This is a genomic window from Aminobacter sp. AP02, from assembly GCF_003148805.1.
In the GTDB taxonomy this organism is placed as follows: Bacteria; Pseudomonadota; Alphaproteobacteria; order Rhizobiales; family Rhizobiaceae; genus Aminobacter.
Window position 1 is genome coordinate 21,708 of record NZ_QGGX01000016.1, and the last position, 17,034, is coordinate 38,741.

Consider the following 17,034-nt stretch of genomic DNA (forward strand, 5'->3'; position numbering starts at 1 on the left):
TTTCCAATCGTAAAGTATCTTGCCATGCGATCAGTTCGTGAGTCAATGCATGCGTGATCTGTGATCATAACTACGCAGAAGTGAGCTCGGGAATAAGCCATATGCACGAACGAGCTTGCTTTGCCGTGGCGCAAACCTTGATTTCAAAAGGCATTAATGAGAGAGGTGCCGGTGATGCCGGGCTTTCGGGCTCGGGAGGTCGCGGAGCTCTGTCGTCTCACGCTATTTTGGCGCCATGTCCAATCGAGTTCGCCGCACGGCATGCATTGCGTCTCGCCTGCGCGCGCGCGGGCCGGCGATTTTTCATAGCGGCAGTATCCAGCCTCTATCCGAGGCTGGTTCAGGCTAGCGCTGTCTCGATCAGGCCGCCCGTGTTAGGCGCTGTATTGCCTGATCAGATCCGTAAGCCTGTCAATTTCGGCATCGGCGGTCCCGAATGAACAAATGAAGCGCACGAGCACTTCGTCATCAGCCGGCCGGTCGGCAGGGAGCAGGCATTTCCCATCCCAGAGATGATAGCGGGCACCCGCTGCACGAAGCGCCGCGTCCATTCCCCGTGGGAGGGTTGCGAAAACGACATTCGCCTCTGTCGCCCAAGGGAGCCGGATAGTGGGCATCTCGGCCAGCCGCGCGGCTAGACGCCCCGCAGCGCGATTGGCATGACGGGCAAGGTCGAGCCAATGGTCGTCGGCGAGATAGGCGGCCATCTGCGCGCCAAAGAAACGGCCTTTTGACAGCGTCTGGCCGCCCTTCTTGCGGCGATACGCAAAATCGGCAGCCTTGGACATGCCGAAGAACACGATGGCTTCGCAGGCGAGGGCGCCGTTTTTCGTCGCCCCCAGGGAAAGAACGTCGATGCCGGCTTTCCACGTAATCTCTGCCGGTGCCATATCGAGCGCTGCGACGGCGTTGGCGAACCGCGCTCCGTCCATGTGGACACTCATTCCGGCACCATGGGCTAGATCGACGATCGAACGTATCTCGCTCGGACTGTAGACGGTTCCGGATTCCGTCGCCTGCGAGATCGACAGCGCACCCGGCTGTACCTGCCTGGCGACATCTGGCGGGAACTGCTGCAGTCTGGATGCGAGCGCTTGAGGGTCCATCTTGCCGGCTGGTCCGGCAATGCCGACCAGCTTGCCGCCGTTGGTGAAGAATTCCGGCGCGCCGCACTCGCTATCGATCAGGTGAGCATTGTCGTGACAAAAAACAGCTCTCGAAGGCGGAGAAATAGCAGACACCGCTAGTGCATTGCTGGCGGTGCCGGTCGTGACAAAAAAGACAGCCACGTCGCATCCAAAAACATCTGCTATGGCGGCTTCGGCTCGTTTCGTCCAGATGTCACCGCCGTACGGGGACTGATCGCCATCATTGCTTTCGACGATCGCCTTCAGAATATTGGGACTGGCCCCAGAGATGTTGTCGCTAAGAAAATTCATCAATTGAGAATCCGGAATGGTCGAGATTGGGTGTTCGACAACAGGTCGTTTCGCGCAGGTCCGCGCACATCTATTGACCAAAATACGCGTGTCTTTGTCAGCGTCAGGCCGGCTCTGGCAAGTTTGTCCAAAGTTGATTTGAACCAAGTATAAACTCGCCGGATGACCTGATGTCGGCAACCACGGCGGCACGCGCGGCGTTCCCGTCCTGATTGATGATCGCTTCGACGAGGCGGGCGTGATGCGTCTCCGCGTTTCCGCTCGCGAGCCGCTGGGACGCCCGCAGGTCCAGGTTGATCACCGGTCCCACCTTGAGCCACAGCCCTTCGATGATTGAGACGAGGATTGGCGAGCCGGCGGCTTCATAGACGGCAAAATGCAGTTCCTTGTTCAACTGCAGCGAACTGTCCACTTCGGAATCGCCTTTGCCAACGGCGTCGCGGAAATCCTTGTCGTAGTCCAGTATCAGTTTGAGATCGCGGCTGGTTCGATGCACGGCAGCTTCGGCCGCGGCAAACCCCTCGATCTCGGTCCGGATGCGCAGCAGTTCCTCGAACTTTGCCCTTGTCATCAACGGAACGCTTATGGCCCTGTTGGGCAGCAGGGAGAGGGCGCCTTCGGCGACCAGGCGCGTGACCGCTTCCCGCACCGGCATGATGGACACGCCCAATGCCTCGGCCACGGACCTCAGTGAAAGCTTCTCGTTCGGTGCAAGCTTTCCCGACATGATGAGTTGTCTAAGCTTGAGATAGGCACGCTCGCCGAGCGTTACGCGCTCCAGTTGCCCCATCTGGGTCAGGGCGGTGTCGGTCTGTTCCAAAATCGGTACTCGCAGGTTTTTGGGCGGGGCAATCCTTGCAACGATATCCGTAATCACCTGATCACAGCAAGTGGGCGTCGCGCACCGCCCTGCCATGTTCAGGCCGCACACGTGTCGCGATTTGTCTAGACAGAGCGTCGACGATGCGCTAGTCGTGATCTGTGATCACATATTAACTCAGATGTGTCCAGGAAAAGGGCGATTCATGCGGTCAGTTGGCATAGTCGGGGCGGGGCTTATCGGCCGATCCTGGGCCGTCGTGTTCGCCAGGGCCGGCTGGTCGGTGAACCTGTTCGACAGCGACCGACGCAGTCTCGATGCGGCGGCAGGCGCCATCGGCAAGATCATCGAGGAGGCCGGGCTCTCCGAGGTGTCCGGCGTTGTTCGGCTGTCGGCTGCGCTTGAAGATGCGGTCGATGGTGTTTGCCTTGTCCAGGAATGTGGACCCGAGGCAGTCGACAAGAAGAGGGAGCTGTTTGCGAAGATCGACGCGGTCGCTTCGAGCGATGTCATTCTCGCGTCGTCGACCTCGACGATCATGCCCTCGGCATTTGCCAGCGGCTTGCCGGGCCGTCATCGATGCCTTGTCGCGCACCCGGTCAATCCTCCGCACCTGATCCCGGTGGTCGAGCTCTGTGGTGGCGAATGGACGGATTTCGAGGTTGTTTCTCGGGCGGGCGAGTTCTACCGGGATGTCGGTCAGGTTCCAGTTGTCGTCAGGCGCGAAGTGCAGGGATTTGTCCTCAACCGTCTTCAGGCAGTGCTGCTGGCCGAAGCGCTGCAGCTTGTCGGCGATGGTGTGATCAGCGCCCACGATCTCGACAGGACGGTTTCTGACGGTTTGGGCCTTCGCTGGTCGTTCATGGGGCCGCTGGCGACGATCGAGCTCAACGCGCCCGGTGGCATCGGCGATTACCTGCAGCGCTACGGCGGCATATTCCGGGAAATCACCGCCGCGCCGGCGCCTTCGTCGGTATGGGATCCCGGCAACGTCGAGCATGTCGTCGAAAGCTGGGGCCCGCCGCCCACCCCCGACATGATTGCTGCCAAGAGCGAGTGGCGCGACCGCCGCCTGCAGGCCCTTGGCGATCACAAGAAGCAGCAAGATCTGACAACCAATCGTTGAGAGCCATGGCAATTTCCAACAAAGTCATCATCACCTGTGCCGTGACCGGCGCTATTCACACACCTTCGATGTCGCCGCACCTTCCGGTGTCGCCCGAGGAGATCGCGGAAGCCGCGATCGGCGCCGCGGAAGCCGGCGCTGCGATCGTGCATCTGCATGCCCGCGATCCGATAACCGGAAAGCCGGATCAGACGCCCGAAGGATTCGAGCCCTTCCTGAAAGTGGTCAAGCAGCGTTCGGACTGCGTGATCAACATCACCACCGGCGGTGCACCGTGGATGAAGGTGGAAGAGCGGATCAAGCCGGCAGCGGTATACAAGCCGGAGGTTGCTTCGCTGAACATGGGCTCGTTCAATTTCGGGCTGTTCCCGATGCTTGATCGTTTCAAGGAGTTCAAGCACGACTGGGAACGAGAGGCGCTGGAATCCTCCCGGGACCTGATTTTCCGAAATACCTTCAAGGACATCGAGTACGCGCTCCGCTCCCTGGGCGAGGCCGAAACCCGCTTCGAATTCGAGTGCTACGACACCGGCCACCTCTACAACCTGCATTACTTCCTGCAGCGCGGCCTGGTGAAGCCGCCGCTGTTCATCCAGACGGTGTTTGGCATCTTGGGTGGGATCGGCCCCCATCCGGAAGATGTGCTGCATATGAAGCGCACGGCCGATCGGTTGTTTGGCGACCAGTACAAATGGTCGGTGCTGGGCGCTGGACGCAACCAGATGCCCATCGCTGCGATGGCAGCCGCGATGGGCGGAAACGTCCGTGTCGGCCTGGAGGATTCGCTGTGGATCGGCCCCGGCCAGTTGGCCAAGACGAATGCACAGCAGGTTTCGCGTGCGCGCCAGATCATCGAGGGGCTCGGCCTCGAGATCGCGACGGCGCAGGAGGCGCGCGAGATACTGGCGCTGAAGGGCGGAGACAAGGTCGCCTTCTAGTCTAGCCGCAGAAGGCGGCCGGAAGCGCGAGGAGGCGCGGCAGGGCGATGTTGGCCATAGACCAGCGGGCCGATGCCGGTCTGACAAGCATGAACTGAATTCTGCCGGGGCTGAGATTCGCCCCAACGACTTTGCTGCATGGAGGAAGACAATGATTGACAACAACCTGTTCGAACGTGGTGTGGCCAAACGAAAGGCAACGCTAGGCGAACGCTACGTGGCTGCCAATTTGACGGACGCCGACGACTTCACCCGGCCATTTCAGGAAGCGATGACGGCATGGGCTTGGGGGTTTGGCTGGAGCGACGACGCCATCGACGTGAAAACCCGCAGCCTGATGAATCTGGCCATGATCGGAGCCCTCGGACAGATGCATGAATGGGAAGTCCATTGCCGGGCGGCCCTCAAGGCCAATGGCGTAACGAAGGAACAGGTGAGGGCGGCGATCCATGTCGTGGCTATCTATTGCGGCGTTCCGCGAGCTCTCGAGTGCTTCCGCGTTGCCCAGCAGGTACTCGCCGAACAAGCGGCGGATTGAGATGCCGCACACGTGAAATGTCGAGCTGACCAATACGGAGAGCGACGATGGATCTCGGGCTGAAGGGACTGCGTGTCGTAGTTACCGCAGGCGCTGGCGGGATAGGACTGAAGATCGCCAAGGCCTTCCTCGACGAGGGCGCCCTTGTGCACATCTGCGACGTCGATCGCGACGGCTTGGCGAATGTGAGGCAGCTGCATCGCCGGCTGACGGCATCCTATTGCGATGTTTCCGACCGGGCCTCTGTTGCCGAATTCTTCGCCGATGCGGTCAAGCAGCTCGGCGGCATAGATTGCCTGGTCAACAATGCCGGCATCGCCGGCCCGGTGGGGCGCGTCGACGAGATCCCGCCCGAGGAATGGGACAGGACCCTGGACGTCAACTCGACCGGTCAGTTCAATTGCGTTCGTCTTGCCGTCCCGCATTTGAAGTCGAGCGAGAACCCGAGCATCGTCAACATGTCCTCTGCGGCGGGCAGGCTGGGGTTTCAATTGAGGACACCCTATGCCGCGTCGAAATGGGCGGTCGTGGGGTTTACGAAGTCCCTCGCAATGGAACTCGGTAGCCTGGGGATTCGCGTCAACGCGATCCTGCCCGGCATTGTTTCCGGCGAAAGACAGGATGCGGTTCTCGCCCAGAAGGCAGAGCTTCGCGGCATCAGTTTCGAGGAAATGAAGCAAGACGCCCTGAAGTGCGCGTCGATCGCGGAATTCGTTTCACCCCGGCAGATTGCGGACACCATTGTCTGCCTGGCGTCGCTGCGGTTTCGAACAACAACGGGCCAAGCCATAGCCGTGGATGGCGACCTTCAGATGCTCAGCTAGAGGTGCGGGCATTTTGGTCGCGGCAGACCAGACCGAGTGCACCTGGCGCATTCCATAGGCATCCATCATCGATGCTTGTCCAACTGCCGCAGCCCATGCCCCATATCGGCGGCCGGAAGGACCGGCCGCCGATATGCTTTGACTGCTCATTGCAGTGCCAGGCCTGGAAGGTCGTCAAGATCCGCGTAGGATGGCAGCGGCGCGTCGATGGGTGCGCCGCGCCGAACAACGATGCGGTTGCCTTCAGGGCGTGACAGCAATTCTGACCACGTGCGGCCCTCGAACAAGGTGAAATCGGCGGGCTGCCCTTCGGCGATCACGCCGTTGCCGTCGAGACGCATGATTGCAGCCGGCGTAGCCGATACCGCCCTCGGCCAGTCTCCCACCTGGTGATCGAGGTGCAGGATCCGGGTCCCCATCCGATAGGTTTCCATCATGTCGAGGTCGCCATAGGCATAGAACGGATCGCGCGTATTGTCGGAGGCCAGTGCCACGGCAATGCCGCGCTGCTTCATTTCATGCAACAGCGTGACGCCGCGCCAGCGTGGCGTGGTGCCGTCTTGGCGACGGTCCTGCAGATAGAGATTGCACATCGGCAGTGAAACCACTGCCACTCCAGCCAATGCGACCTTGTCGAGCGTTTCATCGACCGCTGCATGGTCTTGTCTCGCCAGCGAGCAGCAATGCCCAACAAGTACCTTTCCGGAAAAGCGAGACCGAAGCGCGGTCTCAGCGATGCGACGTAGGGCGTCTGCTGAGGGATCGGCAGTTTCGTCGGCATGGAAATCGAGGTCCATTCCGAAGCGGGCGGCCGTGGCAAACATCCGGTCGAGCAGCAAATCGAGGTCCGGCGTTGGGAATGCCACAGCGCCGAGAATGCCGCCGGCGGCGGCTACGCGCCGGGCGATGCTTTCGAGGGCGACCGGATCGCGTGCCAGGTCGATGCCAAACAGGCAAGCGGCCTGCAGTTCGATGCGTCCGCGCCATTGGTCGCGCAATTCCTGGAACACCGGCCACGAGATCGCATCCTGTGGCGGCTTTGAATCGAGATGCGTGCGGATTGCAATGGTGCCGTAGTGGTAAGCACATCGGAGCGCGAAATCCATGCGCCGTGCTACATCTTCATGCGACCAATTTTGCGTGCGGTCGGAAATGGTGGCGGTCATGGCGCCGGCGAATGAGCCATCCGCCTCAGGCGTTCGCGGCAGGATATGGCCCTTGTCGAGATGCGTGTGGCAGTCGACGAATGCGGGCAAGGCAATCCTTCCGCCGGCATCGATCGAAAGGGTGCCAGCGTCGGCAGTGACAAGGCCCGCAGGGGTTGTCGCTGCGATCTCGCCATTGTCTATCGTTACATCGGTGAGCATGAATTCCGCATCAGCCGCCGCGGATGCCGTGGTCGTCAGGGCCGAACAAAGCCGCAAGTTGCGAAGTACATAGCGCCCATGGCGTGCACCGTCGGTGAGCGCCTCGCGCAACGATTGGCGATCTGGGGTGGGGCGGGTCATCAAGTCATCCATTCGCTGGGGGTGGTCATTCGTGAGGGGCGCGAACGGCCGCCGCGCCTTGCTGGCCTGCAAAAAGGGCATACGCGGCAACATTTCACGGCTCGGTTGTTTGCAGTTTGCAATAGAATCGAGTAGGTAGATATCTGTGATCACAGATATCTGTTTAAGCTGGCGAAGAGTCAATGCAACCATGCGGATCTGACGCAAGAGGCGGTTTGTCGCATGCCTAAATCGGGAGAGATGCCGATGTCCGTTGAAACGCCGCTGTGGGTGCCTTCCGCCGAGCAGGTCGCGGAAGCGCCGTTGACGGCGTTCATGGCCGAGGCGTCCAGGCGCGCGGGGCGGGCATTCTCCAGCTATGCCGAGTTGGACGCCTGGTCGGTCGACGAGCGCGAGGGCTTCTGGGACCTGGTCTGGGATTTCTGCGGGATCGTCGGCGAAAAGGGCGGCCGCGTGCTGATTGACGGCGACAAGATGCCGGGGGCTGCCTTCTTCCCTGATGCGCGGCTGAACTTCGCCGAGAACCTGTTGCGCGGATCGGGCTCAGGCGAGGCGATCGTCTTTCGCGGCGAAGACAAGGTCGAGCGGCGGCTGTCCTGGGATGAGCTGGCGGCCCTGGTGTCGAAGCTGCAGCAACTGTTCGTCTCGCTCGGCGTCACAACGGGCGACCGCATCGCTGCGATGATGCCCAACATGCCCGAGACGGTTGCGGCGATGCTGGCAGCCGCCTCGATCGGGGCGGTGTGGTCGTCATGCTCTCCCGATTTCGGCGCACAGGGTGTGCTCGACCGCTTCGGCCAGATCGAACCGAAGGTCTTCATCGTGCCCGACGGGTACTGGTATGCCGGCAAGCACATCGAGGTCGGCGAGAAGGTCGCGGCGGTGGCCGAAAAGCTGACCACCGTGAGCAAGGTGCTGGTGGTCGACTATCTCGGCACATCCGGGGATGTGGCCTCCGGCATAGCCAAGGCCGAGACCCTCGACGATGCCCTAGCGCCGTTCGCGGCAAGGCCGGTGGGCTTCGAACAGCTGCCGTTTTCGCATCCGCTCTACATCCTGTTTTCCTCGGGCACGACCGGCATTCCCAAATGCATCGTCCATTCGGCCGGCGGCACGCTGATCCAGCATCTCAAGGAACTGCGCCTGCATGCGTCCCTCAAGCCCGGCGACCGCTTGTTCTACTTCACCACCTGCGGCTGGATGATGTGGAATTGGCTGGTCTCGGGGCTGGCCGCGGAGGCGGCGCTTCTGCTTTATGACGGCTCGCCGTTCCATCCCAACGGCAACGTTTTGTTCGACTTCGCCCAGGCCGAGAAGATGACCTATTTCGGCACCTCGGCGAAATTCATCGATTCTGTGCGCAAGGCCGGCCTGCGTCCCATCGACAGCCACGATCTCACCTCCGTCCGCACCATATCGTCGACCGGCTCGCCTTTGTCGCCGGAGTGCTTTGCCTTCGTCTATGACGGCATCAAGAAGGATTTGCACCTCGCCTCGATCTCCGGCGGCACCGACATCGTCTCATGCTTCGTGCTCGGCGTGCCGACCGAGCCGGTGTGGAGCGGCGAGATCCAGGGCGCGGGCCTCGGCCTTGCCGTCGAGGTCTGGAACGACGACGGCAAGCCGGTGCGCGAGGAAAAGGGCGAACTCGTCTGCGCCAGGGCGTTTCCGGCGATGCCGATCGGCTTCTGGAACGATCCGGACGGCGCCAAATACCACGCCGCCTATTTCGAACGCTTCGACAATGTCTGGTGCCATGGCGACTTCGCCGAATGGACAGCCCATGGCGGCATGATCATCCATGGCCGCTCGGATGCGACGCTCAATCCGGGCGGGGTGCGCATCGGCACCGCCGAGATCTACAACCAGGTCGAGCAGATGCCCGAGATCGTCGAGGCGATCTGCATTGGCCAGGACTGGCAGGACGACGTGCGCGTGGTGCTGTTCGTCCGCCTCGCCCCGGGCGTTTCGCTGGACGCGGAGCTGGAAAAGCGCATTCGCAGCAAGATCCGCACCGGCGCCAGCCCGCGCCACGTGCCGGCGCGCATCGTCGCGGTCGCCGACATCCCGCGCACCAAGTCGGGCAAGATCACCGAACTCGCCGTCCGCGACATCATCCATGGCCGACCCGTCAAGAACCAGGAAGCGCTGGCAAATCCGGAAGCGCTGGAGCTCTTCGTTGGGCTGGGAGCGCTCGCAAGATGACGCAGTTGTCAGAGCCTCAAGATACAATGGCGGCGGTCCTCAGCGAGAAGGCGGGCGGGCCAGAAACGCTCGTCCTGAGATACGTGCCTATACCCGAGCCCGCGCCCGGCCAGGTACGCATCCGGGTTCGGGCCGTCGGGATCAACTATCCGGATTTGCTGATTATCGACGACCGCTATCAATACAGGCCCGAGCGTCCATTCTCGCCGGGTGCCGAAGTCTCAGGAATTGTCGATGCGGTCGGCGAAGCTGTGAGTTGGCCTTGCGTGGGCGACCGGGTCATGGCGATGCTCGGCTGGGGCGGCATGGCAGAATATGTCTGCGTCGACGCCGCTCGTTGTTCGCCCATTCCCGACAGCATGCCATACGACGACGCCGCAGCCTTCCTGATGGCCTACTGCACGGCCTATCACGCCTTGGGCGACCGCTCGGCACTTGGGCAGGGCGAAACCCTGCTGGTGCTGGGAGCCGGCGGGGGCGTGGGGCTGGCGGCGGTCGAACTCGGCAAGGCCCTGGGCGCTAAAGTCGTCGCGGCTGCCTCAGCCGAGGAGAAGCTGGCGATCGCCCGGTCGCTTGGGGCGGATGAGACCGTGCTCTATCCGCGCGGCGCACTGGGACGCGAGGGCCAGAAACGCCTGGCCGGCTTGTTCAAGGCTGCCTGCGGCCGGGATGGTGCGTCGGTCGTATACGATGCCGTCGGGGGAGAATACGCCGAGCCGGCCATGCGGTCGATTGGCTGGCAGGGCCGTTACCTGGTTGTTGGCTTTGCGGCGGGTGTGCCAAGTCTTCCCCTCAATCTGCCGCTGCTGAAAGGTTGCGACGTGAGGGGCGTGTTTTGGGGCGCGGCAATGGAGCGTGATCCGCAGCGCCATCATGCATCGGTCGCGGAACTGACTGATCTTTATGTCCGCAAGAAGATCAAGCCCTCGATTCAGAGGAGGTTCCGCCTCGAAGAAGCCGGGCTCGCCCTGAAGGCGCTCGCGGCGCGGGAAGTGTCGGGAAAAATCGTTTTGTCGATGTCATTGGGGTGACGCTGGTGATCGTGCCAAGGCGCCGGCCCGAGAGGAGGGAGAGTATCAATGCGTCTGGAACCACATCTGTCGGCGCGCCCTGCGAACTACGTTGCGCTTACGCCGGTGGATTTCCTGTTGCGATCGGTCGAAGTTTTTCCGACGCGTCCGGCGGTTGCCTGGCGCGACAGACGTTGGACTTATCGTGAATTCGCCCGGATGGTCGGCCGGCTTTGCCGTTTCTTGAAAGAGCGAGGCGTGCAGGCAGGAGACGTCGTCTCCATCATGGCCGGCAACCGGCCCGAGATGCTTGCCGCGCATTATGCCGTGCCGATGATCGGGGCGGTTCTCAACACCGTCAACACGCGGCTCGATGCCGACGCCGTCGGCTTCATTCTCAACCATGCCGAAAGCCGAATGGTTCTCAGCGATGCCGCGAGCCGTGACGTTGCCAGCCTGGCCGCGAAGGCCGCCGGAGTCCAATGCGTCGCCTTTGCAGACGGCGGCGAACAGCTTGCCAGCCTGGACGTGCTCGATCTTCTCGCAGACGACGGCATCGACATAGCGCTCGAGAACTCGGCCGTCGTCGACGAATGGCAGCCCATCAGCCTGAACTACACGTCCGGAACCACGGGCGACCCGAAGGGTGTGGTTTGCCATCACCGCGGCGCCTACCTCAATTCGATCGGCAATGTCCTGGCCCTCGGGCTCAATTCGCGTTCCGCCTATCTGTGGACGCTGCCGATGTTCCATTGCAACGGGTGGTGCCACACCTGGGCCGTCACTGCGGCCGGTGCGCTGCATGTCTGCCTCGACAAGGTCGACCCGGGCGTCGTCTTTGCCGAGATTGCAAGACATGGCGTCACGCACATGTCCTGCGCGCCGGTTGTGCTTTACATGCTTCTCAATCACCCGGCGCGAGAAGGTCACGACCCGGCCCGGCGCGTCAACGTCGCCATGGGTGGGGCGGCCCCGACCAGCACCTTGATCAAGGAACTCGATGCGTTGGGTCTTGACCTCACGCACCTCTATGGCCTCACTGAATCGTTCGGGCCGGTGACCATGCAGACACTCGCCGAAAACCAGAACTCGCTCGATGCGGCGGGGAAAGCCGTCGAACTGTCGAAACAAGGGGTAAGGCACATTTCGGCCAGTCGCGTTCGCGTCCTCGACGACGCGGCGAAGGAAGTGCCGGCGGACGGAGTGACGCTCGGCGAGATCGTGCTGGCGGGCAACACCGTGATGGCCGGCTATTATCGCGATGCCGAGGCGACTTCCGCAGCCTTCCTCAACGACGTATTCCATACGGGAGACATGGCGGTCCGTCATTCGGACGGCAGCGTCGAGATCAAGGACCGCTCGAAAGACATCATCATTTCTGGTGGCGAGAACATTTCGAGCATCGAGATCGAGAACGCGCTGCATCAGCATCCGGCCGTCCTGCTTGCTGCAGTGGTCGCCGCACCCGATGCCAAATGGGGCGAAACGCCCTATGCATTCATCGAGGTGAGGCCGAATGCCGGGGTCAGTACCGAAGAGTTGAAGGCATATTGCCGGGAAAGATTGGCGCCGTACAAAACGCCGCGTTACTTCAGTTTCGGTGAACTGCCAAAGACCGGCACGGGAAAAGTGCAGAAGTTCATGCTTCGCGCGCGCGCCAGGGAACTTGCAACCGGCGCGGAATAGCGGCGCTGAGAGTGGCGTGAATCCGCCAGCAGCCTTTGGCTGGCAACCCGCTGTCACTGGGCGCGGCTTCGCGCGGCGGGGTTTTCTGCAACGAATTCAAAACCTAGGAAAAACGAGTGGACCTTTTCAAACTTGATGGACGAGTGGCAGTCGTAACTGGCGGGAATGGCGGGATGGGGCTTGAGATGGCTCGAGGACTTGCGGCTGCGGGGGCAACTCCGGTGCTTGTCGGACGTAACCGGGACAAGGGAAAGAACGCAGTCGCCGCATTGAAGGCAGACGGATTTGAAGCGCTGTTTTTCGAGGCTGATGTAACCTCTGAGAGCGAATGCAGGAAACTTGTCGCTTCCATTGTCGAAAAATGCGGCGGCGTCGACATTCTCATCAACAACGCCGGGATCGCTATCCGCAAGTCGCCTGAGGACTATTCCGAGGCAGACTGGAAGGATGTCATCGACACCAATCTGTCGAGCGCATTTTACCTGTCCCAGGCGGTATTCGACAGCATGAAGGCCAGGGGTGGCGGCAAGATCATCAACATCGCGTCAATTCTCGCGGTGTTCGGAGCGCCGTTTTCGGTGGCCTATTCGGCGAGCAAGGGTGGACTTGTGCAATTCACCAGGGCTTTGGCCACCGCCTGGGCATCTTCCAATATCCAGGTAAATGCCATCCTGCCAGGGTGGATCGATACCGACCTGACGGTTTCGGCGCGCAGCGAGGTTGCGGGACTCGCGCAGCATGTGATCGACAGGACCCCGGCAAAACGCTGGGGTCGGCCAGAAGAACTTGCCGGTCCAGTCGTGTTCCTGGCGAGCTCGGCGTCCGACTTCGTGACGGGCGCATCCCTGACCGTGGATGGTGGCTTCTCCGTGCAGGCGTGAACGGAGAGAGGCGAGGCACTCTCTTGTGCCAGCCTTTGACGTGTGGGCGTTTGACGGGCGCAAGACACGCAATTGGCTTCTGGAGCATACGAGCCCGAGGCGGTGGCTGCTCACAGCACTTTCGGATCGGCTTGTCTAAGTGGCAGAAGTGACCCGCGAGTAAAAAGGCAACTTTCGGTTCATGGCTAAAAGTTGCCTTTTTCACGCGATGGCCCGAACCGCTGCTGCTAGTTGCCTTGAGCCCGCTTGCGGATATCGACGCCGACAGCCTTGTTTACGAACTTGTCGGTGACGACCTTGGCGAGGTCAATCTCGCCGGGCTTGTAGAGCCCGACGTCCACCATGTCGTCATAGAACTTGGAGAAACGCTTGAGATCGACAGCGCCGATACCACGTTCCACGGCGTCACCGCCGTCGATGAGGCCCAGGCGGAGGATCTCGTTGACCTCGGCGTCCAGCTTTTCAACCGTCATTTCGGGATTGTCTTTTCGAATCAAGTCGTATGCTGGGGTGCGGTCGCCATAGAGGAAATTGCTGTAGCCGATCATGGTCGCGTCGATGAAACGGCTGACCAGGTCCGGGTTGTCGTCAACCAGTTCGGTGCGCGTTTCAATGACGCTGGAGTAGGCGGACCAGCCATAATCTGCGAGCAGGAACACGTCCGGCTTGAACGCGTCGATGTAGAGGGGTTCCGACGTGGCGTAGGCCTGCTGGACCGACTCCGGATTGGCGAGGAACGGCGCCATGGTGTAGTTGTATGCCTTCACCTGGTCATCGCTGAGATCAAACGCACGTTTTGCCCACGGCCACCAACTGAACTGGGCAGGGCGAGCGACGTAGATTGTTTGCGCGCGACGCATATCGGCGATGTCCTTGAATTTTCCCGGATGCGCCATCACCGCTATCGGGTCTTTCTGGAGCAGGGCCGCCACCATGACCGTTGGTATGTTCGCCCGGTAATTCTCCAGAACATTCTGTGGCACCGACAAAAGGAAGTCGACTTTTGCTGCGGACAGCAGAGCGCGAGTGTTGATCTGCGGGCCGCCCTGGACGATCTCGACGTCGAGGCCAAACTTCTTGTAGGTGCCGTCGGCGACTGCCTGGTAGAAGCCGCCATGGCTGCCTTGAGCCTTCCAATTGGTTGCGAATGCGACCTTGTCTTGCGCCTGGACGGTCACGACCGACCCAACCAGACCAACCACTAGCGACATCGCACAGCTCAATCGCTTTAGGCTCGTTACTATCATTCCGTTCATTTTGTCTCCTCCCAGAGTTGCTTGCAGATAACGGTCACGTAGGCCCCGCCTGACGTCTTCTTTGATCTACTCCTGTTGGTGGTTTGCCCGATCGGAGGTCCCGTCGAGGTCGTGACGGGGCTGCCTTTGTGCGGCGCGAGGTCAGGTTGCGATGTATCGCGGCTGGTCGCGCCGACCCTCAAATGCGCGGTGCATTCTTTTGTTGTCGGGACCACTGTGCTGCAGATACCCAGTGGGTTCCATGCGCCTGCGGGGAACAGAAGATATGCTGGCTGGGTATAGCTGGCTAAGTCGCATGGCCGACGGCCCTACTCTCACAAAACACAGACAAGCGATCGCCGGTCGTGTCGGGCCGTCGTCCGTTGGCTGTTGCACAGATGGCCAGAAAAGGAAGATCGTGACACGCGAGGCGGATTTGATCCGTGGCGCGGGCGGGCCTATCGGCTCGTGTCGCCGGGGGCATGGCTACATGCTTCGACGCGAACGCAATGCTGGGCGCCGTGCGCCCGGCCGGTGATGCCTGCTGGTTATGCGAATGCAGTCCTGATCAGAGAACGCCAGACAGCGCGGCCTGGAGCCTTTCGGCGCAATCGCCAATCCTGGCCGTCGTGCGCTGCTCGACGTGACCTACCAACCGGCCGTCGTTCAAGGCCAGGCTGACTTCCGTACGAACCAGTTTAGCCAGTTCCCGCATGGCGCGTGTGGTTTGTGTCTGAAGCGAGAACGCAATCATGAAGTCTTGGCGCAGCCCAGGTTCGACGAGGCGGCGGAAGCCGAAATCGCGGTTGCCGACCTCTGGCAGGATCAGGCCGTGTGGAAGAACGGTGAAGCCATGGCCGCCGCGCACGAGGTTTTTTAGCGCAACCAACGCATCGACCTCCGCTTTGACATTGAGCTCAAGGCCAAGCTTGCGCATCGCACCGTCCAACTCGCGCCTCAAGCCGTGATGGCGGCCAACCAGCAAAAGAGGAAGCTTGGTCAAGTCGCTGGTCGGAAAGACATCGGAATTGGGGGAAATTGCATCGATGTCATCACGCGGACCGAAGAGAAACAAATCGACGGACATCAGGTAGTCCATCCGCATGTACGGAGAGCGCCTGGCGTGATTGATGACAGCCATGTCGATCCGCCCCGCGGTCAGCCATTCATTGATGAAGCCGGACAGCCCGTCGACCAGGTGTACTTTCACCTGGGGAAACCGTCGCGAAAACTTGGCAACGATCTCCGCGCCGATGGCGGCACTTATGGACGGAGGCACACCGAAGCTGATCTTTCCGGTAGGCACGACGGAACTTTCCCTGAGCTCAGATCGAACCTGCTCCAGATCGCGGATGATCGGTGCAACTACGCTCTGAAGCTGCTTTCCTTCGCTGGTCAGCCGGATGCCGCGCCCATGGCGGTAGAACAGCTGAACGTTGAGTTCCTCTTCCAACTGGCGCATTCGCCTGCTTAGGGCTGGCTGGGCTATGCCCACCACCGTGGCCGCCTTAGAGAGGGACCCGCCCTCGATAATGGCGAGGAAATATTCCAGCTGACGAAACTCCAATGCACCTGCCTCCACCAAGTTGGGTACCGCGGCATGCCAGCCGGCATGCGTGTTGCTCTCGAAACAGACGTCTGATCTTTCGTACAGTATTTTTACATGTGGAAAGTACGCTTTGGAGGCGCACCGTGTCAAACGGTGTGATTGGGCACTTTCGTGCCGCAAATACCGCGGATTGGGCGTTTCATAGCAGCGCGGTTTGGATCACGCCCGGCCTGATTGGAGGGCGGTCGGGGCGAAATGGGTGAATTCCGAAACCCCGTTCACTCCGCCGGTTGTGCTGCAGGATGCGGCTTTCTGCGGTCCGGAGGCAAAAACGGAGTGAGATCAGGCGACGGTTCGATCCGTGTTCAGTGTGATGGCAAGTGGCTTGACACGAGGTTTGAACCAACGCAAAGTATTTTTACAAATGGTAAGGATGCCTGAAACCTGGGAGGTTAGGACACGATGCTGCGATACTGGGCCGACTATACAAGTGCCGCTTTCGCCAAACTCAAACGCGACGAGCTGATCGCTGTTTTGCCTGTATCGGCAATCGAACAGCACGGCCCGCATCTGCCTGTTTCCGTGGATACGACCATCAGCGAGGGCGTGGTCGCGGAGACTATCAAGCGGCTGCCGGACGATCTGCCGGTGGTCTTTCTTCCCGGTCAGCGCGTTGGAAAGAGCAATGAACACAGCCGCTTCCCCGGCACGCTGACGCTCTCGGCCGACACGCTGCTTCGCGTGCTGATGGATATCGGCGAAAGCGTTGCGGCTTCGGGCGTGCGTAAGCTGGTGCTTCTGAACAGCCATGGCGGGCAAACCGCTGTGCTGGACATCGTCGCGCGGGATCTTCGTGTGCGACATGGCCTTTTCACGGTGGCGACCGCCACGCATGCATTCGGCATGCCGTCCGGCCTCTTCAGCGCTGCCGAGTCGAGGTTCGGCATCCACGCGGGAGACAAGGAAACATCGATGATGCTGGCGCTGCGTCCAGACCTCGTCGACATGAGCAAGGCGGAGCGGTTCGTGGGGCTGCATGAGCGCCTGGCCGAGACGAATACGCATTTGTCCATCGGCCCGCTGACAAAGCTGGGCTGGCAGATTCAGGATCTGCATCCGTGCGGGGCCTGTGGGGATGCTGCCGCAGCAACTGCCGACAAGGGCAAGCAAGGGCTTGAGTTCGTGGCCGAGCGATTCGTCGAACTGCTGCGGGAGATCCATGAGGCGCCCCTCACATGGCTCACCAACGAGCCGGCGTGGTGACCGCAATGGGAA

The 17,034-nt window shown here is 61.1% G+C and carries 14 protein-coding genes; 9 read left to right on the top strand and 5 right to left on the bottom strand.

The window, feature by feature from the left end; translation table 11 throughout:
• Nucleotides 1-374: 374 nt before the first annotated feature.
• Entirely contained in the window at nt 375-1,439 is a 1,065-nt protein-coding gene (locus tag C8K44_RS19635; RefSeq protein ID WP_109577464.1) for a beta-eliminating lyase-related protein, read from the bottom strand.
• A gap of 103 nt (nt 1,440-1,542) precedes the next feature.
• Nucleotides 1,543-2,259 (bottom strand): GntR family transcriptional regulator, encoded by a 717-nt coding sequence (locus C8K44_RS19640; protein WP_245417560.1) that lies wholly within the window; start codon nt 2,257-2,259, stop codon nt 1,543-1,545.
• 205 nt (nt 2,260-2,464) lie between these two features.
• On the opposite strand from C8K44_RS19640, the gene C8K44_RS19645 reads away from it, so the two are divergent.
• From C8K44_RS19645 to C8K44_RS19660, 4 genes are all read left to right on the top strand, one after another.
• Nucleotides 2,465-3,385 carry a 3-hydroxyacyl-CoA dehydrogenase gene (locus C8K44_RS19645; RefSeq protein WP_109577465.1) on the top strand — a complete coding sequence of 307 codons (921 nt, stop codon included), beginning with the start codon at nt 2,465-2,467 and terminating at the stop codon, nt 3,383-3,385.
• A gap of 5 nt (nt 3,386-3,390) precedes the next feature.
• Nucleotides 3,391-4,323, top strand: a complete 933-nt coding sequence (locus C8K44_RS19650) for a 3-keto-5-aminohexanoate cleavage protein (protein WP_108606935.1) — start codon at nt 3,391-3,393, stop codon at nt 4,321-4,323.
• A gap of 154 nt (nt 4,324-4,477) precedes the next feature.
• Nucleotides 4,478-4,861 carry a carboxymuconolactone decarboxylase family protein gene (locus tag C8K44_RS19655; RefSeq protein ID WP_199227151.1) on the top strand — a complete coding sequence of 128 codons (384 nt, stop codon included), beginning with the start codon at nt 4,478-4,480 and terminating at the stop codon, nt 4,859-4,861.
• Between the two features lie 47 nt (nt 4,862-4,908).
• Nucleotides 4,909-5,685 (top strand): SDR family oxidoreductase, encoded by a 777-nt coding sequence (locus tag C8K44_RS19660; protein WP_109577467.1) that lies wholly within the window; start codon nt 4,909-4,911, stop codon nt 5,683-5,685.
• A gap of 146 nt (nt 5,686-5,831) precedes the next feature.
• Here C8K44_RS19660 and C8K44_RS19665 read toward each other — a convergent pair whose 3' ends face one another.
• Complete coding sequence (locus tag C8K44_RS19665; RefSeq protein WP_109577555.1) at nt 5,832-7,193, bottom strand: cytosine deaminase; 1,362 nt, start codon at nt 7,191-7,193, stop codon at nt 5,832-5,834.
• A 246-nt stretch (nt 7,194-7,439) separates the two neighbouring features.
• Between C8K44_RS19665 and C8K44_RS19670 the strand changes: the two genes are divergently transcribed.
• The 4 genes from C8K44_RS19670 to C8K44_RS19685 all read left to right on the top strand — a co-directional run bounded on the left by C8K44_RS19670 (nt 7,440) and on the right by C8K44_RS19685 (nt 12,975).
• A complete protein-coding gene (locus C8K44_RS19670; protein WP_109577556.1) occupies nt 7,440-9,398 on the top strand; it encodes an acetoacetate--CoA ligase in 1,959 nt (652 codons plus the stop codon).
• On the top strand, nt 9,395-10,429 hold the full coding sequence (locus C8K44_RS19675) for an NADPH:quinone oxidoreductase family protein (RefSeq protein ID WP_245417561.1): 1,035 nt from the start codon (nt 9,395-9,397) through the stop codon (nt 10,427-10,429). Before C8K44_RS19670 ends, C8K44_RS19675 begins: the two co-directional genes overlap by 4 nt.
• A 48-nt stretch (nt 10,430-10,477) precedes the next feature.
• Complete coding sequence (locus tag C8K44_RS19680) at nt 10,478-12,094, top strand: AMP-binding protein (protein WP_109577469.1); 1,617 nt, start codon at nt 10,478-10,480, stop codon at nt 12,092-12,094.
• Between the two features lie 116 nt (nt 12,095-12,210).
• Complete coding sequence (locus C8K44_RS19685; protein ID WP_109577470.1) at nt 12,211-12,975, top strand: glucose 1-dehydrogenase; 765 nt, start codon at nt 12,211-12,213, stop codon at nt 12,973-12,975.
• A gap of 227 nt (nt 12,976-13,202) precedes the next feature.
• Here C8K44_RS19685 and C8K44_RS19690 read toward each other — a convergent pair whose 3' ends face one another.
• Nucleotides 13,203-14,186, bottom strand: coding sequence for an ABC transporter substrate-binding protein (locus tag C8K44_RS19690; RefSeq protein WP_245417563.1), 984 nt, complete (start codon nt 14,184-14,186; stop codon nt 13,203-13,205).
• Nucleotides 14,187-14,778: 592 nt separating this feature from the next.
• Nucleotides 14,779-15,777, bottom strand: a complete 999-nt coding sequence (locus tag C8K44_RS19695) for a LysR family transcriptional regulator (RefSeq protein ID WP_158282768.1) — start codon at nt 15,775-15,777, stop codon at nt 14,779-14,781.
• Nucleotides 15,778-16,221: 444 nt separating this feature from the next.
• Here C8K44_RS19695 and C8K44_RS19700 point away from each other — a divergent pair, with 444 nt between their 5' ends.
• The gene (locus C8K44_RS19700; RefSeq protein ID WP_108606943.1) at nt 16,222-17,022 is read left to right on the top strand and encodes a creatininase family protein; all 801 of its coding nucleotides are present in this window, start codon (nt 16,222-16,224) and stop codon (nt 17,020-17,022) included.
• The last annotated feature ends 12 nt before the right edge of the window (nt 17,023-17,034 follow it).